The organism is Olleya sp. YS, assembly GCF_029760915.1.
In the GTDB taxonomy this organism is placed as follows: domain Bacteria; phylum Bacteroidota; class Bacteroidia; order Flavobacteriales; family Flavobacteriaceae; genus Olleya.
In genome coordinates this window covers 2,887,085-2,910,776 of the sequence record NZ_CP121685.1, presented here as the reverse complement: position 1 = coordinate 2,910,776, position 23,692 = coordinate 2,887,085, and the positions used below count along the sequence as shown (strand labels likewise).

18 protein-coding genes and 1 tRNA gene are annotated in these 23,692 nt (G+C 32.2%); 4 read left to right on the top strand and 15 right to left on the bottom strand.

Going from position 1 to position 23,692, the window contains the following annotated elements; genetic code table 11:
- The 15 genes from Ollyesu_RS13185 to Ollyesu_RS13115 form a co-directional block, all read right to left on the bottom strand.
- Complete coding sequence (locus Ollyesu_RS13185) at positions 1-1,224, bottom strand: TolC family protein (RefSeq protein ID WP_279301685.1); 1,224 nt, start codon at positions 1,222-1,224, stop codon at positions 1-3.
- On the bottom strand, positions 1,221-4,961 hold the full coding sequence (locus Ollyesu_RS13180) for an efflux RND transporter permease subunit (protein ID WP_279301684.1): 3,741 nt from the start codon (positions 4,959-4,961) through the stop codon (positions 1,221-1,223). The genes Ollyesu_RS13185 and Ollyesu_RS13180 overlap by 4 nt, the downstream gene beginning before the upstream one ends.
- Positions 4,962-5,068: 107 nt before the next feature.
- Positions 5,069-5,482 carry a hypothetical protein gene (locus Ollyesu_RS13175; protein ID WP_036122971.1) on the bottom strand — a complete coding sequence of 138 codons (414 nt, stop codon included), beginning with the start codon at positions 5,480-5,482 and terminating at the stop codon, positions 5,069-5,071.
- Between the two features lie 71 nt (positions 5,483-5,553).
- Positions 5,554-7,506: a heavy metal translocating P-type ATPase gene (locus tag Ollyesu_RS13170; protein WP_279301683.1), complete on the bottom strand. Its 1,953-nt coding sequence runs from the start codon at positions 7,504-7,506 to the stop codon at positions 5,554-5,556.
- Positions 7,507-7,516: 10 nt separating this feature from the next.
- Positions 7,517-7,723, bottom strand: coding sequence for a GDCCVxC domain-containing (seleno)protein (locus Ollyesu_RS13165; protein ID WP_120201171.1), 207 nt, complete (start codon positions 7,721-7,723; stop codon positions 7,517-7,519).
- Positions 7,724-7,728: 5 nt separating this feature from the next.
- Positions 7,729-8,316 carry a mercuric transport protein MerTP gene (gene merTP, locus Ollyesu_RS13160; RefSeq protein ID WP_133355506.1) on the bottom strand — a complete coding sequence of 196 codons (588 nt, stop codon included), beginning with the start codon at positions 8,314-8,316 and terminating at the stop codon, positions 7,729-7,731.
- The gene (locus Ollyesu_RS13155; protein ID WP_120201175.1) at positions 8,313-8,675 is read right to left on the bottom strand and encodes a DUF3703 domain-containing protein; all 363 of its coding nucleotides are present in this window, start codon (positions 8,673-8,675) and stop codon (positions 8,313-8,315) included. The genes merTP and Ollyesu_RS13155 overlap by 4 nt, the downstream gene beginning before the upstream one ends.
- 56 nt (positions 8,676-8,731) lie before the next feature.
- Positions 8,732-9,145, bottom strand: a complete 414-nt coding sequence (locus Ollyesu_RS13150) for a transcriptional repressor (protein ID WP_279301682.1) — start codon at positions 9,143-9,145, stop codon at positions 8,732-8,734.
- A 2-nt stretch (positions 9,146-9,147) separates the two neighbouring features.
- Positions 9,148-11,334: a TonB-dependent receptor gene (locus Ollyesu_RS13145; protein WP_279301681.1), complete on the bottom strand. Its 2,187-nt coding sequence runs from the start codon at positions 11,332-11,334 to the stop codon at positions 9,148-9,150.
- A 49-nt stretch (positions 11,335-11,383) separates the two neighbouring features.
- Positions 11,384-11,701 (bottom strand): DUF6660 family protein, encoded by a 318-nt coding sequence (locus Ollyesu_RS13140; RefSeq protein ID WP_238673312.1) that lies wholly within the window; start codon positions 11,699-11,701, stop codon positions 11,384-11,386.
- Positions 11,702-11,805: 104 nt separating this feature from the next.
- Positions 11,806-13,608 carry a DUF6119 family protein gene (locus tag Ollyesu_RS13135; protein ID WP_279301680.1) on the bottom strand — a complete coding sequence of 601 codons (1,803 nt, stop codon included), beginning with the start codon at positions 13,606-13,608 and terminating at the stop codon, positions 11,806-11,808.
- A 63-nt stretch (positions 13,609-13,671) separates the two neighbouring features.
- Positions 13,672-15,201 carry a hypothetical protein gene (locus Ollyesu_RS13130; protein ID WP_279301679.1) on the bottom strand — a complete coding sequence of 510 codons (1,530 nt, stop codon included), beginning with the start codon at positions 15,199-15,201 and terminating at the stop codon, positions 13,672-13,674.
- Positions 15,201-15,464 (bottom strand): helix-turn-helix domain-containing protein, encoded by a 264-nt coding sequence (locus Ollyesu_RS13125; RefSeq protein ID WP_279301678.1) that lies wholly within the window; start codon positions 15,462-15,464, stop codon positions 15,201-15,203. Before Ollyesu_RS13125 ends, Ollyesu_RS13130 begins: the two co-directional genes overlap by 1 nt.
- A 197-nt stretch (positions 15,465-15,661) precedes the next feature.
- A complete protein-coding gene (locus Ollyesu_RS13120) occupies positions 15,662-16,912 on the bottom strand; it encodes a site-specific integrase (protein WP_279301677.1) in 1,251 nt (416 codons plus the stop codon).
- 237 nt (positions 16,913-17,149) lie between these two features.
- Positions 17,150-17,237: transfer RNA gene (locus Ollyesu_RS13115), tRNA-Ser, on the bottom strand.
- A gap of 197 nt (positions 17,238-17,434) precedes the next feature.
- Between Ollyesu_RS13115 and Ollyesu_RS13110 the strand changes: the two genes are divergently transcribed.
- From Ollyesu_RS13110 to Ollyesu_RS13095, 4 genes are all read left to right on the top strand, one after another.
- The gene (locus Ollyesu_RS13110) at positions 17,435-18,064 is read left to right on the top strand and encodes an NAD(P)H-dependent oxidoreductase (protein WP_279301676.1); all 630 of its coding nucleotides are present in this window, start codon (positions 17,435-17,437) and stop codon (positions 18,062-18,064) included.
- Between the two features lie 71 nt (positions 18,065-18,135).
- Positions 18,136-18,603, top strand: a complete 468-nt coding sequence (locus Ollyesu_RS13105; RefSeq protein WP_279301675.1) for a thioredoxin family protein — start codon at positions 18,136-18,138, stop codon at positions 18,601-18,603.
- A 102-nt stretch (positions 18,604-18,705) separates the two neighbouring features.
- Positions 18,706-19,899 (top strand): DegT/DnrJ/EryC1/StrS family aminotransferase, encoded by a 1,194-nt coding sequence (locus tag Ollyesu_RS13100; RefSeq protein ID WP_279301674.1) that lies wholly within the window; start codon positions 18,706-18,708, stop codon positions 19,897-19,899.
- A gap of 23 nt (positions 19,900-19,922) precedes the next feature.
- Positions 19,923-23,669 carry a DUF3857 domain-containing protein gene (locus Ollyesu_RS13095; protein ID WP_279301673.1) on the top strand — a complete coding sequence of 1,249 codons (3,747 nt, stop codon included), beginning with the start codon at positions 19,923-19,925 and terminating at the stop codon, positions 23,667-23,669.
- Positions 23,670-23,692 lie beyond the last annotated feature (23 nt).

Below are 23,692 nucleotides of genomic sequence, written 5' to 3'. Positions count from 1 at the left end.
TTATTGAATTAGATAATTAATAATAGTACTCTGTAAATAATAACCCTTAACCGCTTCTATTTGGCTCATTTGAAACTTTAATTGTAACTCTTGAATATCTAAAACATCGTTAAAATCAATAGTGCCAGTTTCATAACTTTTGACAAGAATTTGTTCCGCATCTTTAGCTTGCTTGATGTTCTTTGTTGCTGTTTTATGACTTATTCTTGCTGAAATTCGGTCGTTTATAGCTTTATCTAATACCGTTTTTAAACTGTTTAAACGCTCTTGTTTTTGATAATTGATTTCTTGCTGTTCCAATTCGTTTTGTTTGGAAATAGACTTGTATTTCTTATTGAAAATTGGGATTGATACCGATACCATAGGCATTACAATATCCTTACCGTTATCCGAGAAATTCATATCTGGTCTTTCAGACACATTGATATAGTCTAATCCAAAACCAATCATAGGGCTACTTTCTTTTTGGTTTAACAATTCGGATTGTTCTATGGATTGATATAGTTTATCATACTTCAACAATTCAGGATGTACAGATAGATTTTTAGTATTGATTTCAAAGTCCTCTGAAGGTATCATTAAGCTATCAGCTACTGTAACAGCAACATTATTTTCCCTGTTCAAAAGGTTATTTAGATTCGTTTGTTCTGCTAAAAACTGTTGTTGCAATACATCTTTCAACTGTTGCAAATCGTTTTGTCGCATTTGCAAACGCAATACATCTACTGCTGATGCTTTACCAACCTCAACAGAAGTCAATGCCATTGTTTCGTAGGTTTCCAACAATTTGATATTATCACTCAACACTTGCTGTTTTGCTTGGTTTGCATACAGGTTGTAATAGGATTGAGATACCGAAGCCATTAGTTTACGTTTGGTAATGACGATGTCTTCATATTTCGCATCAGCCAATGCGGTTACATAATCTTCACGAGAGGTAATTGTACCAAACCAAGGTAACATTTGCTTTGCTGATACTTTAAACCGCTGTGCTCCTGTTCGTGTTTCTGGTTCACTTACAAAATAACCGACACCAAATTCGGTGTTTGGAATGGTGTTGACTTCATTTACTTTTTCTGAAACTCTTTTGTATTGTAACTCGAATTTTTGAATTTCGGGATTGTTTTCCAACGCTTCATCAATTAATGTTTCTAATTGTTGAGCGTTTCCTTTGAGACAAAAGAGAAAAGAAAAAAGAAAAAAGATTGTTTTTATATATTTCATTTTGATACTCTTTTAAGTTGAACTTCGGCTTTCCAGCTATATAAAACTGGCACAACAAATAAGGTGATTAAAGCGATTAACATTCCACCGAAACTAGGTATTGCCATAGGAATCATAATATCGCTACCTCGTCCTGTTGATGTTAGTACTGGCAAGAGTGCTAAAATGGTTGTTGCTGTAGTCATTAAACACGGTCTAATACGTTTTTCACCTGCTTCTACAATAGATGCTCTAATTTCCTTTTTAGTTTCTGGTGAATTTCTATCGAATGTTTGTGTTAAGTAGGTTGCCATAACCACACCATCATCCGTTGCAATTCCAAAAAGCGCAATAAAGCCTACCCAAACAGCTACACTTAAATTAATGGTGTGCATTTGGAATAAATCACGCAGATTTTCACCAAAGACACTGAAGTTTAAAAACCACGATTGTCCGTATAACCATATCATTAAAAAGCCACCTGCAAAAGCTACTGCAATCCCTGTAAAAACCATTAATGATGTACCCACCGAACGGAATTGGAAGTACAGAATTAAAAAGATAATAGCCAATGCTAAAGGCACAACAACCGATAAGGTTTTTTCGGCACGTAATTGATTTTCGTAAGTTCCTGTAAATTGATAATTAATGCCTTTTGGGACTACTAATTCACCTGAATCAATTTTACTTTGAATAATTGCCTGCGCATTTTCAACTACATTGACTTCTGCATGGCCATCTTGTTTATCAAACAACACATAGCCTACTAAAAAGGTATCTTCACTTTTTATCACTTGTGGACCTTGTTCGTAACGAATAGTTGCCAATTCGCTTAATGGAACAGGGCTGCCTTTTTCAACTGGCACATAAATCTGTTGTAAGTCTGTTGGATTTGCTCGTAATTCTCTTGGGTAACGCACACGTACACCATAACGCTCACGACCTTCAACGGTTTGGGTTAATGACATGCCACCAACAGCTACTTTTAATACGTTTTGCACCTCTTCAATACTTACACCATAACGTGCAATCTTTTCTCTGTCAATATCGATTAGCAAATACGGTTTACCTACAATACGGTCTGCAAAAACGGCTTCATCCTTTACTCCTTCAGCTTCTTTTAAAATGGTTTCTAACTGCATTCCAAAAGCTTCGATTTCTTTTAAATCTTGTCCTTTTATTTTGATTCCCATTGGTGCTCGCATACCTGTTTGTAGCATTACCAATCGGGTTTCAATAGGTTGTAGTTTTGGTGCTGTTGTGACACCTGGTATTTTAGTGACTTTAACGATTTCGTTCCAAATGTCGTCTGGTGATTGTATTTCTGGTCGCCAGTTTCGGTAAAACTCGCCATCATCGTCTGGGATTAATTGAGACCTTTCTATATTTAATAAAGTTGACTTTATAAACGCATTGTTCTCGACTGCGCCCGAACTGACAGCTATATTTTCATTGTGAATTAAACGACCATCTTTTAATTGATATAATCCATCTTCATTGACTTTGAAACACTGACGTTCTCCTTTATCATTCAGCATATATTCAGGTTTGTATTGAATGATATTTTCATACATTGATAATGGTGCAGGATCTAAAGCAGATTCCGTTCTACCTGCCTTACCTACAACGGTTTTAATTTCTGGAATACTGGCAACAGCCATATCCAATTGCTGCAAAACACGTTTGTTTTCTTCCACACCTGAATGAGGCATAGAGGTAGGCATTAATAGAAAAGAACCCTCGTTTAATGATGGCATAAACTCTTTACCTGTATTTTTCATTATGAAAAATCCTGCAATGACAATTGCTGTAGGTATGAAAAGAAATAATAATTTATTGTCTAAACACCATCTTAAAATACGTGTGTAAAATTTAATGAATAATGAAAACACAGCTAACAAGCCAAAACAAATAATGGCTACAAAAATGAGGTTTAAGAAAATGCTTTCGTTTACTCCTAACGGTCGCCAATATTCTGCTAATAAGAATACGATTGCCGAAGCAGAAATGATGATGTTGGCAAAGTTTGCTTGTTTATCTGAAATCTTGTTTTGAAGATTTAATAAAGCTGTGACACCAAAAGCGATGAGTATGATTCCTAACCAATATCCATAAATTATTGCTGCTATTCCTAATACTATTAAAACACCGTTTAAAGCATATTTAAAATGTTTATGAATGCTCTTTTTTCGGAATAAAAAGGCTGCAAACGGTGGAATTAAAAATAAGGCTACAATTATCGAAGCTGTTAATGCAAAGGTTTTTGTGAATGCTAATGGTCTAAATAATTTTCCTTCAGCACCAATCATAGTAAATACAGGAATAAAACTGATAATGGTTGTCATTACTGCGGTTACGATTGCACCAGATACTTCTGCTGTTGCGTTGTAAACGATTGTGTTTATTGGTAATTTGTTTTCGTTTTCGTCTAAATGTCTTATGATGTTTTCTGAAAGTATGACACCAACATCTACCATTGTACCAATTGCAATAGCAATACCCGATAGTGCTACAATATTAGCATCTACACCAAATAGTTTCATTGCTATAAATACCATTAAAACTGCTACAGGTAATAAACCAGAGATTAATACGGAAGCACGAAGATTGAATACCATAATGATAATGACCAAAATGGTAATGAGTATCTCTAATGTTAAGGCCTCATTTAGTGTACCTAATGTTTCTTGAATCAATTCTGTACGGTCGTAAAATGGTACTATTGTTACTTGTGATGTTCTACCATCTGCTAATGTTTTTGTAGGTAGTCCTGCGCTTAATTCGTTTATTTTGGCTTTTACATTATTAATCACTTCCATTGGGTTAGCACCATAACGTGCTACTACAACACCACCAACCACTTCTGCACCTTCTTTATCTAAAATACCACGTCTTGTTGCAGGACCTAAAGACACTTTTGCCACATCTTTAATTTTGATAGCTGTGTAATCTTCTGAAGTTATAACTGCATTTTCGATGTCTGCTATGGATTTCACATAACCCAAACCACGTACTAAATATTCGACTTGATTGATTTCTAATGTTTGTGCTCCAATATCTCGGTTACTTTCTTTAACTGCTTTAACAATATGGTGCAAACCAATATTATATTGACGCATTAATTCTGGGTTTACATCCACTTGGTATTCCTGTACATAACCACCAATGGATGCAACTTCAGACACACCACTAGCAGAGGATAATGCATATTTTACATAGTAATCTTGAATGCTTCGTAATTCGTGTAAATCCCATCCGCCAGTAACGTTTCCGTTTTCGTCACGACCTTCAAGAGTGTACCAAAATATTTGACCTAATCCTGTAGCATCTGGACCCAATGCAGGATTAACACCTTCAGGCAATAAACCACTTGGTAATGAATTGAGTTTTTCGAGAATACGACTTCTACTCCAGTAAAACTCTATGTCTTCTTCAAAAATGATATAGATACTTGAAAAGCCAAACATAGACGAGCTGCGTATGGTTTTTACTCCAGGAATACCCAACAATGATGTGGTTAATGGATAAGTAATTTGATCTTCAATATCTTGTGGTGAACGACCGTCCCATTTCGTAAATACAATTTGTTGGTTTTCACCTATATCTGGAATTGCATCTACAGCTACAGGATTACTTGGTAAAAAACCTGTATCCCAATTAAATGGTGCATTAACAGTTCCCCATCCTACGAAAAGGACAAGTAGTAAAACTGCAACGAGTTTGTTTTCTATTAAAAATTTGATGCTTTTATTTAGCATATGATTGATTTTAAACAATTAGACAATAGTGTTGTAAAAACACCGAATACAGTAAATTATCCTTACGACATTGCAGTCATAGGATAAAAGAGTCTATTGTTTAAAAATCAAATTAAGTATGTCTCGTCAATCTTGTAGAGTTGCCTTATGACGAGTGGTGGTTTGTATTCTTCGTAGGTAGATACATTACTGTCTAAACCTTCAAAAAGGTTAATGTAAGTATAAACAAATGAAGCGATGAATACTTGTTGCTCAAACGTGATTTTGTCAACTTGCAATTGTAATTCGTCTTGACCTTCAATTGCTAATTGTTTATCATCACAACAATTTTTCTTGGTAATAGAACATTCTTCGGTTGAAGGCTTTTCCATTTCCATTCCGCAACCTTTGGCTTTTTGAAAGATAGCAGATTCTACTAAAGTATCTCCACAATAATGCATATTCACAGTAAATGACATTGTAGAGAATAACACTACAAAAGTCATTGCTAAAGACATTATTTTATGGAAAATCTGCTTCATATTGATTGCGAAGTTACGAAATTTTAACAACTATTGATTTTGTTTAACAGAAGTTTAATTGATTAATCTGCTTAATCCCATTTCATTTTCTGCAATCGAACTGCATTTAAAATTGCTAATAATGCTACTCCTACATCTGCAAAAACAGCTTCCCACATTGTGGCTAAACCACCTGCTCCTAATATCAAGACAATAACTTTAACTCCAAACGCTAAAATGATATTTTGCCAAACAATTTTTCTTGTAGAACGACTTATTTTAATGGCTCTAACTACTTTTGAAGGCTGGTCGGTTTGAATGATAACGTCTGCTGTTTCAATAGCTACATCACTACCTAAACCACCCATTGCAATACCAACGTTACTTGCTGCTAAAACAGGTGCATCGTTAATACCATCACCTATAAAGGCTATTTTGTTTTCAGGATTTTTCTTTAAAATTTCAACTTCGTTTAATTTATCTTCTGGAAGTAAACCACCTTTAGCATTTTCGATATTCAACTCTTTAGCGACTTGTTGCGTGATGGAATCTTTATCACCGGAAAGCATCATAATATTTTTAATGCCTACTTTGTGTAATGCTGTAATAGTTTCTTTTGCATCTTCCTTTAATTCATCTGCTATGACTACATAACCTGCAAATTGATTATCGATTGCAACTAATACTATCGATTCTACAATAGATTCCGTTTCAGATGGAACATTTATATTATTCGCAGTCATTAAGGCTTTATTTCCTACTAAAACTGTTTTACCATTAACAACGCCTTTTAAACCTTTACCTGCAATTTCAGAAACGTCTTGTGCTTCAAAATCTTCTCCTTCAGCTTTGTACTCTAAAATGGCTTTAGCAATTGGATGCGTGGATTGTTCTTCCAACGCCATTAAGTATTGCATAAATTCGGTTTCATTCCAACCAATTGCTTTTACTTCTTTGATTTTAAAAACACCTTTGGTAACGGTTCCTGTTTTGTCCATTACCAAAGTATTTATTTTGGTCATAGCATCTAAAAATGAAGCACCTTTAAATAATATTCCATTTTTTGAAGCTGCTCCCAATCCACCGAAATATCCTAATGGAATTGAAATCACTAAGGCACAAGGACAAGATATTACCAAGAAAATTAATGCTCTGTATAACCAATCTCTAAACACATAATCATCTACAAAAAAGTAAGGTATAAAAGTAACACCAATAGCTAAAAACACAACAATTGGTGTGTAGATACGAGCAAACTGTCTAATAAATAGTTCTGTTTTAGACTTACGAGCTGTAGCATTTTGAACCAAATCTAATATTCTCGCAATAGAACTGTCTTCAAACTTATTAGTTACCTCAACTTCAATAACGCTTTCTAAATTGATACTACCTGCGTAAACCTTTGCTTCTTTCTGAATGGAATCTGGTTTGCTCTCGCCTGTTAACGCTGCGGTGTTTAGAGATGCTTTTTCGGATAATAAAATCCCATCTAACGGTATTTTCTCACCTACTCGAATTTGTATTTTTTCACCAATATTTACAGCTTCTGGCGACACACTAACATAATCACCATCACGAAATACATTGGCTTCTTTTGGTCGAACATCTAATAAGGCTTTAATATTTCCTTTTGCTCTATTAACTGCTGCGTTTTGAAATAATTCTCCTACTGCATAAAATAGCATTACTGCCACACCTTCAGGATATTCACCAATGATAAACGCACCAATGGTGGCAATAGACATTAAAAAGAACTCGGTAAAAACATCGCCTTTTATAAGACTTTTCCATCCTTCTTTAATTACAGGAAATCCAACTGGAATATATGCTAAAGTGTACCAAACTACTCGAATCAATCCTTGAAATTGAGGAATCGCATCAAAATAATCTACAGCGATACCTACCATTAACATAACAAAACTTATGATAGCAGGAATGTATGTTTTGAATGCACTTCCATTACCGTGATTATGACCATCATCGTGAGAATGTTGTGCTTCTGAATTTGGTTTTAAATCTTTTAAATTGATTTTCTTTTTTTTCATCAAGTTAGTTTTAACAACAACTTTTGTTTTGTTGAATTGGTGGACAAGGAACTGTACCATAAGAACAATACACACAACAATCTCCTTTGTTTGGTTTTAAAACTGTTTTACATTTCTCACATTCATAAAAGAATTGACAGGCATTTGTTGGCATATCTTCTTCCTTTTTATGACCACAGGTTGGGCAAGTGATTTCAGATTTTAATATAGTTTGCATCAATTTTAATTTTTATCAGTTACTTTATAACCTGTAGAATTAATTGCTTTCTCAATTTCTAATTCATTAGTTTTAGTTTGGTCATACTCAATGATTGCGTTACCATTCTTGTATGATGTTTTTGAGTTCACAATTCCGTTAAGTTTATTTACTTCGTGGTTTACGTGAGCTTCACAACTGGGACAAGTCATTCCACTTATTTTATACTCTGTTGTTTTGATATTTGATTTATCAACGACAACAATTTGTTTCTCTGAATTTGGATAAAACATACTTGAGTAGTATGGAAATGCCAACATCACTATTGCGAATACTGTTACAACTCCTAAAAAGGTTTTTGACTGAATAAATTTTGGTTTTTTATCCGTTTCACATTCACAGTCGATTTCTTTTTCTGGTTTTAATTTTTGATACCAAGCAAAGAGAAGAACTAATATAGTTAGCCCTATTAAGTAAGGTCTAAATGGTTCTATCCAAGAAAAAGTTGAAGCTACACCACTTGTTCCTGCAATTAATGCCAAAACTGGTGTGATGCAACACAATGAAGCTGTGATTGCTGTTAGGATACTTGTAACCGCTAATTTATTTTTCATTCTATATCTAATACTTTTTCAATGTCATTTGGAATAGGCATACGTTTTAATGGTGGTACGTTTGCGCCACCTGTATTACCAAGAGGAACGTGATTTATAAATGATTTCCAACCACCAACAAGCAATCTAATAATTTGACCGAATACTTCTTTAGTATCTTTTTGTCTAAATCCAAACTTTAGCATTAGCCAATGTGAATAGGTATGTTCTATAGGATAAGACTGTCCTATTATATGACTGCGTTCTAAATGAAACCAAGCATTACCAAACCGCTTATTTTCTAAACAGAAACTGTATTGTTTTAATTCTTCGATATAAGCCTGTTTGATATGTTTAGGTATTTTAGTATTAAACTTCATATTCACTAATTTTGGATAAATGTACTTTAATAGTAAGTGCAATGGAAGTGCAATTATTAGCCACTACACTTATCACATATACCTTTTACAACCAAGTTTACGTTTTCTGAAACAAATCCATCAGGTACTTTAATTTGAGGTATTTTATGGTCTGTTAAACAAATGGTTTCATTACAATTATTACAATGGAAATGAAGATGTAAATCGGTTTCAATTTCACAATTGCAACCTTGTTCACATAATGCGTATTTTGTAATACCTGTACCATCGTCTATTTGGTGTACAATATCCTTTTCTTCAAAAGTTTTAATAGTTCTGTAAAGCGTAGTTCTATCTGCTTTTTCAAAAGCATTTTCAATATCACTTAATGTTACCGCAATTTCTTTTTCAGCAAGAAACTTATAAATTAACAAACGCATTGCTGTAACACGTACTTGTTTTGATTCTAATACTTGTTCTATTGTTTCCATAATTAATCGTGGTCTTCGTTACCAAATGGTTTAATAATTAGCCCTACACTAAAAATAAAACCATCTGTAGGTGCGTAAATTTCAGGAAAAACTGGATTTTCGTGTGGTGGTAAAACCAAAGGTGAAAATCTGCTTTGTCTTCTATCTGTAAAGTTTTCAAAGTTCACAAATACACTACCTAATTTAAAGTTACGCATCACCAATAAACCCATAGTTACAAAGTCTGTAGTTTCTGTACCATTGGATAAGAATTGTTTTCCTGTATAGTAGGTTTCATAACCTATACGCCACTTTTCAGACTCATACATTAATACACTACCTGCATTATGCTTTGCGGTTAATGGCTTCTGTGGATTACCAGGCAAATAATTTAGTTTGGTATCAATAAGCGCATAGTTTAAAAACCATCTAAAGTCTTTGTATGTAAATTTTATATTTGTTTCTGCTCCTTTACTAAAGATTTCATCTGGTGCATTTTCAAACTGAAATAATCCGTTATCTGTTGAATTTAAAAGCAATCCATCATTTATTGCAGTCACATAGAATAATTGATTCACAGAAAAACCAATCTCATCAGATAAACGGGTTTGATAGTTTAAATCAAAATTAACACCATAAGAACGTTCTGCATCTACTGTAGATTTATCTATTGCAAGTACATTTTCAAAATTGATATACTCTGCTTCTTCTGTAAAAATGTCTGGGATTTTATACCCTAAACCTCCACCAATTCTACTTGAAAACCCACTATTATTTTTATAGAGCAATGAAACTCGTGGCAATGGAAAGAAACCGAAATCAGTATTGTAATCTGCTCTTAATCCTGTTTCCAATATCCAATTATCCGATATGTCATAGATATTATTTGCAAATGCCCCAAAGGTTACATCTTTTTGGTCTCGTTGTAATGGTGCGTCATCATTTTCATCAAAATTTGAAGTATATAAATTAGCTCCTAATATCCAATCCATTTTTTCTGATGCTGTATTATATGAGATTTCAGTAAAAGTGTTTGTTTGCTGACCGTCAAAATTAAAATCAGGAACAGTTAAATTCCTATCAAAAAAAGAGACACTGTTTTTAAATTGAAATGAGCTAACAGAATCTAATTGGGTCTCATATACAAATTGACTGCTTAATCGTTTTGAATTGTTTTCTTCTGTGTACTGATGAATTCCATCTTCACCATTTTCAATTTTAGTAATATCACCACCAATTCTATCATCATATGTTCCGTTTAATCCAAACCAAAGTGTTGTTTTATCCGATGGATAATAAAACAATTTAGGGTTGAAAGAAATTGATGTTGTTTTTGGCAGATTACTAAAGCCATCATCTTCTGGGTCAAATGCTTTTTGATAGTGACCAGAGCCGTAGAGTGAAACACCAAACTTTTCATTTCGTTTGCTGTAAAACACATTTGCAGTACTTCCTAATGCTTGTGTTTGTGTAAGCATAATGTCCAAAGCAGGTTCTTCATCTGGTGTTTTAGAAACCATATTAACCAATCCTGCTATTGCACCACCGCCATAAAGTGTTGAAGAACTTCCTTTGATTATCTCAAATTGTTGTAAGTCTAAAGGTGGTATTTGTAAAATACTTAAACCACTTGAAAAACCACCATATAATGGAAACCCATCTCTTAATAGTTGGGTATATCTACCATCTAATCCTTGAATCCTAATATTAGTGCTACCACTACTTAATGACGTTTGTTGCATCTGTATTCCTGTACTTTCACGAAGCACCATAGAAATATTGGTAGGATTCATTATTGCTTTTTCTCCCAATTCTTCTGCACCAATAAACTCTATACGTGTAGGTATTTTTCTTACTGTTCTTGTACTTCTTGTAGATTGTAATACGACAGCATCCAATTCGTTACCACCTTCTTTTAGCTTAAACACTAATTCTGTATTACTTGGAATTTGAATTGTGGTTTCTAATGTTTCAAAACCTAAAAAGGAAATTACTATTTGATGTTCGCCTTCTGGTATTTCTGTAAATTCTGCGACACCATCAAAATTGGTAACTGCACCTTTTTCTAATGCCTCAAAGTAAACCGTAGCACCCATTAAAGGTTCGTTATCTGCCTCTGTTATGACTTTAATTTGTATGTCTGATGTTTGTGCCTTTAACGATAGGCAAAGTATTAATATGAGCTTTAGGCTCAATAGGTATTTATTCATTGAATTATAATTGTAATTAACTAAATAATTGATTTAAAATCGAAACGTTTTAGCTTATTACTTGTGGCGGTTGCCAAATATTGGAAAGGAAGTTAAACCTATAAATAGGTTGATATGTAGAAATTAACTCCGATGAGATTTCAATATTGAGTTTTAAATTAAATGTCTTGATTGGTTCGTAAGTAATAGACATACCACAACAATTACAAATACAAGTGACAGGACAAGAATCGTCACTATCTTCTTGATGGTTGTGATTAACACTTATCTCGTCTTGATGTTGGTCTTCTATGTTTTGACCATCAGAACAAGGTTTTGCCGAAAGCAATAGTATTATTAAGGATAATATGATTGTTACAAATTTCACAGTTACAAAGATAAAAATTTAGAGATGCAATGGTTGTGCAAATATTTTATTTAAGCTACAGCTTTAGTTTTCTCTTTATTAAGTCTTTTAGTACCATATACATATTAAGAATTACTTATTTCTATTATCTCAATGGGATAATTAAAAGTGCTCATTTCCCTGATACATTGAATTAAAGAGAATTTAGCAATATTAGACTCTAACTTTTCGACATTATTTCTAATGACAGGAACACGTTGTGTATCTGACTTAAATGCCATTACAAACACTATTTCTTTACCTCCTGTAGCAAATTTTTGAATAAATGAATCCTTATCTGCAATCTCATAACCAACATTATCAGCTCTTCTATTATAGCTATCTATAACATCATTGACAAATGCATTATCTCCAGAATTACGAGAAATCATAAACCTATTGGCCGAAATAACTATTTGGTTACATAAATCACGAATTTTAGCATCAAAACCTGTTTTAATATGAATAAGATAAATTGTATCATCACTTTCATACATAATATCGCATAGCTCAATATTCTGCCCTAACGCTTTATCAAAAACCCAATAATTAGGCTCATTTCTGTAAAGAGAATTATAGGCATCTTCACTACTTGAAATCCAAGGGTTAAATAAAATATTTCTTTGAGAATGATGTCTATTAATCATTTGACTACATAATTGATTCATAGAGTCTGTAAAATCATCTTTTACAAAATACCATTTAGAATCTATATGAAATATAGGCTTATTTTCATATTGTAGTTCACAGGTCACATAATGCCAAAAGTTTGCCCATACATATTTCTTTTTTTGATTTCCCTTAAATCCTTCAACTTTTAATCCCCACATTAGTTTGTTAAAATCTACTTGGCTTGCATTTAAATCAAGTTGATTAAAAATATATTTTAGACCATCCTCATAAATTTTATTTCTATCCTTAACTTCTAAAAAGTCTTTGCGTTGCCCTTTCATCTTTATCTCAAATCTATCGCACTCATAGAACTGCTTTATTTTAGATGGATGAACAAAATCTATATCGGCTTTTTTAGGGTTTTGCCCTCTTGTTTGAGAAAATCTATTTAACATATCATCACGAAGCTCAATCATTAAGATTTTTACAAATTCATTATCTGTTAAACCTCTTTCTTTAATTTCTACAAATGATGTTAAAGGTCTTCTTGTTTGGGTATCTATAATTTCATTAATTCTCTTAAATAGTAAATGCAATTCTGCAAATGAGATTCTATGTTTTATGTGAAAATATGAAGCAATTTCTAATTGTACATTTTTATCTCCAAAATCTATAAAATCAAAATATGTATCTCTAATAGCATCTTTTAAAATTAAATTAATACTCGTAGGAATATTTACAAAATTTAGAACATCACTTAATCGTTGGCCTTCTTTAAAAATTCTATTACTTTGGGTTAATGTCCCAGAAATACCTCTTGTTGTAAGTGAGACAATTTCTTCATCAAGAGTTGTTAGATATTCATAAAACTCCAATCCAAAACGATGATTTTGAAATGCCTTTATAACCATTGTACCACCTCCTCCAATAACAGCAAATATTTTATTGTCTATACAAGCAAACAACACAAATGATATTTTTAGAACTGTGAAGTCAAGGTTCTCTGATAATGTGGTAGGTAAAAAACTATCCCAATGTGCTTTTTTTTCTTTTTCGTTGTAGACGTATGTGTAATAGTGAACACCATCTATTACCTTGGGTAATAATTCTACATTTATAGATTCTGTTTCATCAATTCTTGTTTTGTGGTGTTTTACAAGGGTATTGACTATTTGATGATTAGTTAAGCCTTTAATATCTCTATGCGTAGTATCAATTTGAAATATTTTGATTTCATATTCACCGTTTGCTCTCAATCTTAAATCTTCTATACTCATCTGTTTTTTAATGTACGAACTTAATACAACCTACTTTAGCTGTCTTGGATTATCTTGGATTATTTATGCCACAACCTTTGCTTTCTCCTTTAAGGTTTCGAGATACTTTACCATATTGCTCTTACACCATTCCTCACGAGCTAATTTAGGTGCGTGACCTATGGCTTTAGATAACTCCTCTTTCATTATAGCCTCAACCACGTCTATGTATTCTTCTGTTGTAGAAATACTATCGTGTATTGTATATATTGGTGCATCTGGATATTCTGCTGATATACGCTTTGCTATAACATCTATCATTAAGTAGCTCTCAATACTCTGCAACAATCTTGGAAGTAGTGATTTGTCTTTACTCTTAATCTGTCTAAACACATCATATACGTTTGGGAACATCTCCTTAAACATCTTCTTTGGTTTTGCATCCTCTTGCCCCAAAAACCTATTATCTGTAAATAGCACTTGGAATACTGCTGTTTTAACCTCTTTGCGGTTAGCAAAGGTTTCACCTAAAAGGATTGAAAAGCGTTCTTCTAAAAACTCATAAAGTGTTCCACTCACCACAAGATTTATATACTGACTAAACTCACTATTCATAAGGGTTTTATCAATATCTCCTAACATAATGTAAGAATCAGTATCGTGTACTTTGATATGTGATATATTCATTCTATCATTAATATTACCATTAACCTTATAAATATTATCATTTATACTATTAAAAGAATAAAAAGGTCGATTTTTGGGCTCGTCAAACGTGATTGACAACTCTTTTTGTGCATTTGGCTCATTTTTTTGCTCAATCCAGAACGAACGACTCAACAATATGGTGCTTAAATAAGGTTGACTATTTTTAATATCAATCGAAATTAATTTTTGACCATCATACGTTACTGCATTTCTGATAACGCTCCTCATATTAGTAAGGTTGGAATGAAAGCGATACACATTATCATCGTGTAACAAATAATAATCTTGACGACTTATTTTTTCCGCACTAATTTTTGCGTGGTTTAATTGGTCAATCGGTCTTTTATATTTGACTTGGACTTTCCCATAATTATTAACCTTTTTGGATTGCCACAAAGATTTGTTGTCTTTCTTTAATGCATATTCTTCTGCTAAAAACTTGTTGACGTAATCAATATCAATTTCTAATTTTTCATCAAACCATTTTGTTAGATAGTTTAGGTGTTTTACTGAAACCACTCTATTGTTACGCTCAACTTTTAGCTTCCTGTGAAATGTTTGGTCGCTAATAGAATGAATAGCTACTTCGCATCTGTATTTTTCAGTAAGTCTAAACCCTTTTGATTTTGAGCCAACAAAGTATTGATTATCCGTCTCTATAATTTTTGCAACGTTGATTAGGTAATTTAAGTACTCTTTGTAATTAGATATTTTGTCCTGTAAGATTTTTGCACTTATAGATACAAAGTCATCATACATTAAATCTTTGTTGTAGAGTGTAAGCGCATTTATTAAGTGAATGACATATAATAGTTTATCTCTTTTGTGTTTGTATTTCTTAAAATTAGGTGGGTAATCATAGACAATTTGGTCTATGTCTAAATTCTCTGGTATGTATAATCTCATTAAGCACTCTTGTTTTGGGTTAAAATTTTAATTACATCGTCATACTCATAGTACATTGTTTTACCCATTTTTGTGTAGGGTAGAGTACCATTCACACGTAAGTTTTGCAGTGTACCTGGTGAGATGTTAAGCATCTCTCTAACGTCTGCTGATTTTAACCACTTTTTTTGCTCTGTTTGGCTTCCTAAAATTGTCTTAAGTTCTGTGATGATTTCTTGTTTTAGAGTCTTTAAATCATCCTTTGTAATTACTTCAAATGTCATTCTATATTAAAATGTATTAAAAGGTGTAAACACCTGATTTATATTGTGTTAATTTACGATATTTTGAGCTTTACATAAAACAAACTTATTAACAGTTATTAACTAATTTATGGCAATAAAAAACAGTAAAACCCTTGTAAATTCAAGGGTTTAGAGTGTTTTTTAAGAAATTTGCTTAACGCTATTGTGTATAAGTGTTAGTTTGCAATCCTTTTTGAAGCGTCAGTATTAGTTTTGTTAGCAAATTTTTGTTTTAAAATTGCCATATCATCGCTTACTTTTCTATCCAATATTTTAGCATAATGTTGTGTCGTTTTTAGTGATTTATGACCTAACATTTTACTTACTGATTCCATTGGAACACCATTAGATAATGTTACCGTAGTTGCAAAGGTGTGTCGAGCTAAATGGGTGGTTAAGTTTTTATGAATACCACACAAGTCTGCTATCTCTTTTAAATAGGCATTGGACTTTTGATTGCTTAAAACAGGAAGTAAAACACCTTTTGTTACTGCCTCTGGATGGTTCTCGTATTTCTTTATAATCTCTAAAGCTGTTGGAAGAAGTGGAATATTACTGCGTGTATCGGTTTTAGTACGTTTTGTTTTAATCCATTTATCGCCATCAATACCAAATACCAAATTATCTTTTGAGAGCTTCTTAACGTCGCTATAGGCTAAACCAGTAAAGCAACAGAAAATGAAAATGTCTCTTACTTGCTCTAATCGATTGGTGTGTAATTCTTTTTCGAGCATTGTTTGTATTTCTTCTTCTGAAAGGAATTGACGCTCGACTTCTTTTAAACGTACTTTGTAATTTAAAAATGGGTCTTTTGCTATCCAACCATTAGCCAGAGCAATACGCACTATTTTTTTGAAATTCTTTATGTATTTAATGGTGCTGTTGTGTCCGCAGTTTCTAACGGTTTTTAAGTAAAACTCAAAGTCTGTTATAAATTGGTGGTTTACTCGCTTAATACTTATATCGCTTACTTTATACTGATGCTGCATAAATTCTTTAAGATGCTTGCATACGGTTTTGTAGCGCTCTAAAGTACCTGCTGAAAATTCTCTACCAACTAACTTTTTTACTTGTGTATTATGGTTTTCAAAAATGGTTATGAGTGTACGCTCTTTTTCTTCAATACCTAAAAACTTATTCTTTAGGGTTTCTGTAGTGACCTCTTTATTGTCTTGAATTAGGTCTCTTTGACTTTGATATACTTTTGTAGTAAGGGAATCTAAATAAGCGTTAAGCTCTCTTATGTCTTCAGTTCTTCCAATTGCTTTATTGCCTTGACTGTTCCATTTATTAACTTCAATACTGCGTTTTGTACTGATTTCTGTACGTTTACCATCTATGGTAATACGAAGATAAATAGGGCATTTGCCCTGTGCATCTACCTTACTTTTCTTCAAGTAGAATAATAATCCAAATGTTTTGTTCATTCTGGTGACCTTTAAAATTATACATTAATTTACGAAATAATTAGGTCTTATTTTGTGTTTAACTAATTGATTTGTAAGTAGTTATTAACAAATAGGTGACCTAAAAAAGGTTTTAAAAAGGTCACCCAAAAGGTCACCAACAGAATGGTTTTTAATACACTTTCTGCTGTTTTGTAGAAACTAAAAAGTCCCGTAAACATAGTGTTTACAGGACTTTGCTCGATTTTGAATAAATCTTGGCGGAGAAAGAGGGATTCGAACCCCCGGAGGTGTGACCCTCAACAGTTTTCAAGACTGCCGCATTCGACCACTCTGCCATTTCTCCTTGAGTGCCTCATTGGATATTCTCCAAATGCGAGTGCAAATATAGATAGGTTTTTAGTTCTATTCAAATAAAAAATGTGATTTTTTTAAAAAAATTGAAACTAACTTTTTAAAACTTTAATAGTATTATAATATAAATCTATTTGTCTTATAATTAATATTGACAACTTAAGTTTTATTTTTACCCAAAATTAAACTATGGATATAATAAAACAGCTTAATTGGCGCTATGCAACTAAAAGTTTTGATGCCAATAAGATTATTTCAGATAAAGACGTTAATATTCTTTCTGAAGCTTTTAACTTAACAGCGACATCCTATGGTTTGCAACCACTTAAATTGCTTATTATAAAGGATAAAGCTTTACAGTCAGAATTAATTCCATACTCATTTAATCAAAAACAAGTAGGAGAAGCGTCTCATCTTTTGATTTTTTGTATCGAAACAGAAATGAACTCAAGATTTATCATTGATTATTTTGATAGGGTAAAGGCTATTCGTGGCACACCAGAAGATATTTTAAGTCCGTTTAAAACTTTTTTAATCGAAGATTTTAAATCTAAAACCCAATTAGAAAAAGAGAATTGGGCAACTAAGCAGGCTTATTTAACAATGGGTAATTTATTGACGACGTGTGCTTTGCTAAATATAGATGCATGCCCAATGGAGGGTTTTAATCCAGAAGATTATGACCGTGTTTTAAATTTAAAAAATAAGAAACTTAAATCTGTATTAGTAATGCCTATTGGCTATCGCGCTGAAAATGATTTTATGGCAAATCTTAAAAAAGTTAGGAAACCAATAGAAGAAAGCGTAATTATGTGGTAACACAATAATATGGCAAGATTATTGTTATTTTAAAAAAAATAATACTTTTGTAAAGCTTTAAATCCTTTAAAATGAAAAATTTACTACTTCTTCTTGTTCTGTGTGTTTCATTTTCTATTAATGCACAAGAGGACGAGGAGTTTAACTCAAATCTAAATTGGTTAACAGATTTAAATGAAGCGAAAGCAGAGTCAGTAACCTCTAAAAAGCCAATTCTTATTTACTTTACAGGAAGCGACTGGTGTGCACCATGTAAAATGTTAAAAACAGATTTTTTTAATTCAGTTGAGTTTGAAGAAAAAGCAAAACAATTTGTTTTATTGATGATTGATATGCCTAGACGTACTGACATTATTACAAAAGAGCAAAAAGAAAAAAATATAAAAGTAGTTAGTAAATATAATGCTTCTGGAGGGTATCCTAACTTAGTAGCGTTAAACGATAAACTTAATATTATAGGCGAATTATCTGGTTATACGTTTTTGCGTGAAACCGATAGGCATTTTGCCTTTATAGATTCAATTTTAGAAAATTACTAATTGTATTTAGTCACGATAATCAAAAACGTCTAAAATTATTTTTAGACGTTTTTTTTATTGCTTTATTTCTATTAGATTTGATTTTTAACCAATTTTTAATAAATGCCAGGATTTGAACGCTTTGGAGAACTAGAGCGAAAAGAAGTAGAAGATGTATTAGACAATGGTGTTTTAATGCGTTATGGGTTTGATGCCATGCGCAATGGACATTATAAAGCCCAATCTTTAGAAAAAGAATTACAACAGACTTTAGAAGTTAAACACGCACAATTAGTCACTAATGGTACTGCTGCAGTGTCTGTTGCGTTAGCATTAGCTGGTGTTGGAGCAGGTGATGAGGTGATTATACCTTGTTTTACATTTGTAGCTAGTTTTGAAGCAGTAATGATGCTAGGCGCTATTCCTGTTTTAGTTGACATTGATGATACACTAACACTTAACCCAGAAGCTGTAAAGCAAGCTATCACAAACAAAACTAAAGCTGTTATGCCTGTCCATATGTGTGGAAGTATGGCAGATTTAGATGCTTTGAAAGCTATTTGTACTGTTAATAATTTAATACTTGTAGAAGATGCCTGCCAAGCAATAGGAGGGACTTATAAAGGAAAATACTTAGGGACTTATGGAGATTTAGGCTGTTTTAGTTTTGATTTTGTAAAAACCATTACTTGTGGAGAAGGTGGAGCAGTAGTGACCAACAACTCAGATTATGCTGTATTAGCCGACCAGTTTACAGATCATGGACACGATCATATAGGTCAAGATAGAGGTGCAGAGTCACATCCTTATTTAGGATATAATTTTAGAATTTCTGAATTAAGTGCTGCTGTAGGATTAGCACAAGTTAGACGATTAAAAGATTTTATTACTCTACAGAAAAAACACTATACTATATTAAGAGATGCTTTATCTTCTATTCCAGAGGTGACTTTTAGAAGGGTACCAGAAGGTGGTGAAGAAAGCTACGCATTTTTAAACTTTTTTCTTCCTGATTTGGAGACGACTAGAAAAGTAGCTGCATTATTCAAAGAAAAAGGTGTTGATGCCTGTTTTCATTATTACGACAACAATTGGCATTATGTTAGAAAATGGGAACATTTAGCTAACATAAAATCGCTTTATCCAGTCTCAAAAGAAGTTAAAGAAGGTCTGTCCTACCTTAAAACTAAAACTTTTACAAATTCAGATTATTACATTGGTCGTAATATATCTTGCTTAATCAAATTGTCTTGGACAGAAGACCAAGTCAAACAACGCGCTCAACTTATGGTTGACGCTATAAAACGTTCGCTTTAATTATTAATTTAAATACCCCTTTAATGAAAAAACTATTTCTAATCTGTATTTCGCTTTGCTTTTATTCGGCTATAGCCCAAGATAATTATAGCCAATTTTGGGAACAATTATTGGCTAATGATAGAGCTTCAGCAGAAAAAACATTAAAAAAAATTAAACCTACAAACACTATTGAAAACCTCGTTAGCAACGAGCTGATGCGAGTAGAAAATGGACGTTTTAATACCAACGATAAATTTTTGCCAGCGTTTTTAAAACAAGACAATTACCAATACTATTTATATGCACTTTGGAATGAAAATTACCTGTTTAACACCTATTTAGATACTGGTTTTAATAATAAAAATATTGCAGCTATACGAGAAGTAGCAGATGCAAATCCTACTCATAGTACTATTAAAGATGCTATTATTTATTTAGAGTCCGTATTGGCTAGAGATAATGGTAACTGGAAAACCTGTAACGCTAAAATGGATGATATACAGTCTATTAAAAATTGGCAATATTGTGGTGTGTTTGAAAACTTAAATAAAAGTGGATTAGATCGTGTTTACGGTCCAGAAACTAATGCTGTAAGTAGTCAGCCATTTGATGCAGAAAGCAATGGATTTGTAAATTGGTATACTGCTAAAAATAATGATGAAGCTTACCAATTTTTCACTAATCACGAAGAATACGGAAGAGGTGTTAATTATGCGCAAACCTTTTTAACTGCCGATAAAGATGAAACAGTTATACTACGTATAGGTAGTGGTTCTGCTTTTAAATTATGGTTAAATGATGTGTTGATTTTAGAAAATAATCAAGATGTTATTACAGAGTTAAATGCCTATCAAGTTAAAGTAACTATACCAAAAGGTAACAATAGATTGTTAATAAAAACAGCAGAAAGCGATTACGGTAGTTACTTTATTGTTAGTGCCATGAATCCTGATGGGACACACAATAACAGTTTAAAAGACAGTGCAACCTATACTGCATACAACACAAGTACAGCTGATCAGTTAAACGCAGAACCTGTAGTTAATGATTTTGAAGCTTTTTTTAAGACTAAATTAGAACAGAATCCTAATGACTTTTTTAATGCTTATTGTTTAACTAGAACCTATTTAAGAAATTCTAAATATGAAGATGCAAAAAAAGTTTTAGCACCTTTTTATGCTAAATATCCAAAAAGCTCTTTAATTAGAAAAATGATGATTTCTGTCTATTCTCTAGAAGAAGACTACACAAGTATCCAAGAGATTAATACCAATATGGAACTTGATGATGAAGATTATTATCTTCCAATCCTAATGAAGGTAATAGTGTTTGACGAGTTAACACGCATGAGTTTATCCGATTTAGAAGAATATTTGGAAAAACTAAAAAAGGCTATAGATTTAGAAATGATGCATGAAACCGCAGATTTTATCTATAATGCTAGAAAAGAAGATAAAGCTAAGGTTAGAAAAAACTTAGACAATTTAATGAAAATGGCTGATGGTAATGTTAAGCTTATTTTACGTTATTCTGGACTCTATGCTTCATTGTTTGAAGAGGATGATAAGACCATTAAAATACTAGAAGATTTAGCGAATGAGAAATTTGATTTATCTATAGTAAGAAAACTAGTAACGTACTATGATAGACGCAATCAAAAAGATAAGGTTATAAAGATTTTGTCTAATGAGATTGAGTATCTTGGAAATGACAACTATTATTTAAGATCTATAATTAACAAGCTTCACAAATATCAAAAGTATAAAGAATCAATAAAATACATAGATCAAGGATTAGAAAATTTCCCAGACTCGTTTGTATTTCAAGAGCTAAAAGGAGATGCGTTACTTCAGTTAAACAAAAAGAAAGAAGCTATTGTAGCTTATGAAGCGTCTTTATCTCATAATAGTAACGATAAATCATTAAGAAAAAAGCTAAAAGACTTAAACAATGAAAATAACGTGTTAAAAGATTTAGTTATTGAAGATGCTTATGATTTGATTAACGAAAGACGCGGAAACATTACAACCAATAACTATGGGTTTAATATTTTACACGATAATAGTACTGTCGAGTTGTATAGTGAAGGTGGTGGAAATTACAGATATGTATTTATCTATGAAATTACCTCAGACAATGGAGTAGAGCGTTTTAAAGAATACGATTTAGGGTTAAGTGGTAATTACAATATCAACAAGTCTGAAATTGTAAAAAAAGATAAAAGCATAGTTCCTGCAGATAAAAGCGGATCTAGTTTTGTCTTTAATGGTTTGTCAGTAGGCGATGTGATTTATTTAGATTACGAATATTCGTTTTCAAAAACGGGACGTTTTTATAAAACATATTCAGATCGTTTTATGTTAGGATCGTTTCATCCAACATTATCGTCTTCAATAAAAATTATTACACCTAAAGATTATAAATTAAATTATAAAAGTGTAAACGGAAATACACAACCAAAAATCTCTAGCAAAGGAGACTCTAAGTTATACGAGTGGACCATTTTAGACAATCCTGGATTACCTCAGGGTGAAGATTATATGCCAAGTGACAGTGATATTGCAGAGTATATCCATTTAAGTACTATAGATAACTGGAATGAGATTTCTATTTGGTATTCAGATTTAGTTAGAAGTGTTATGGAAGTTAATTCTACTGTAGAAGAGACGTTTAATACATTATTTCCTAATGGATACAAGCAATTATCTGAAGACGATCGCGCAAAAATAATCTATAATTACATTCGTAATAACTTCACTTATAGTTATGTAAGTTTTAGACAAAGTGGATTTGTACCGCAAAAACCATCTAAAACCATAAAAACTAATTTAGGAGACTGTAAGGACTTTTCTACCTTATTTGTAACACTAGCTAAGAAAGCAGAATTAGAGGCTAATTTGGTGCTTGTTTTAACTTCAGATTACGGTTACAATAGCTTAGTATTACCAAGTACTGACTTTAATCACTGTATTGCTAAAGTTAAAATTGATGGTAAAGACCAATTTTTAGAATTGACCGATAAGTATTTACCGTATAAATCATTACCAACCTCATTAAGAGGTGCAACTGGTTTAGAAATTCCTTTAGACAGAAATGATACTAAAACCTATGATTTATTTAGATTAGAAAACTTGTCCAGAGAAACAGCTATTTCTAAAAATAGCGTGACACTTAATCTTAAAAAAGATAAAATAGGAATGGTTATAGATTCTGAATATACAGGTCATATCAACTCTTATTATTCAAGTGTGTTTTCAGAACCTAATGCAGAAGTCGTTAAAAAAACTATTTATGATGATTATGATAACAGATTAGATGATGATTTTGTTTTAAATAGTGTGAGTAATATCGAACGTGTAAATGATGATATGTTAATTAAATATACATCAGACATGACCCTAAATAAAAAGATTAATAAAATTGGGTCTACCAGTGTATTGCAATTACCAATTGTTTCAAACCCTTACACAAGTAGTATTGTGAGTCTTGAAACACGAGAGCATGAAATAGATTATATGTTATATGAAAACATGGACGTATATGAAGTAGATTACACCATTAACATAGAAGAAGGACAACAATTTACAGAAATCCCTGAAAATGTTAGTCTTACTTTTAAAGGTCACTCTTACAGTATTACTTATACTAAAGTTAAAGACAACCAATTACAAGTAGTTATAAAATCCACACCATCTATTAACCGAATTAAAGCTTCTGATTATGCAGGGTTTAAAGGTTATGTGCAAAATGTATTAGATGCACAGGAAGCGTTTATAGGTTATAAATAATTAACTATTAACAATTAAAAAAA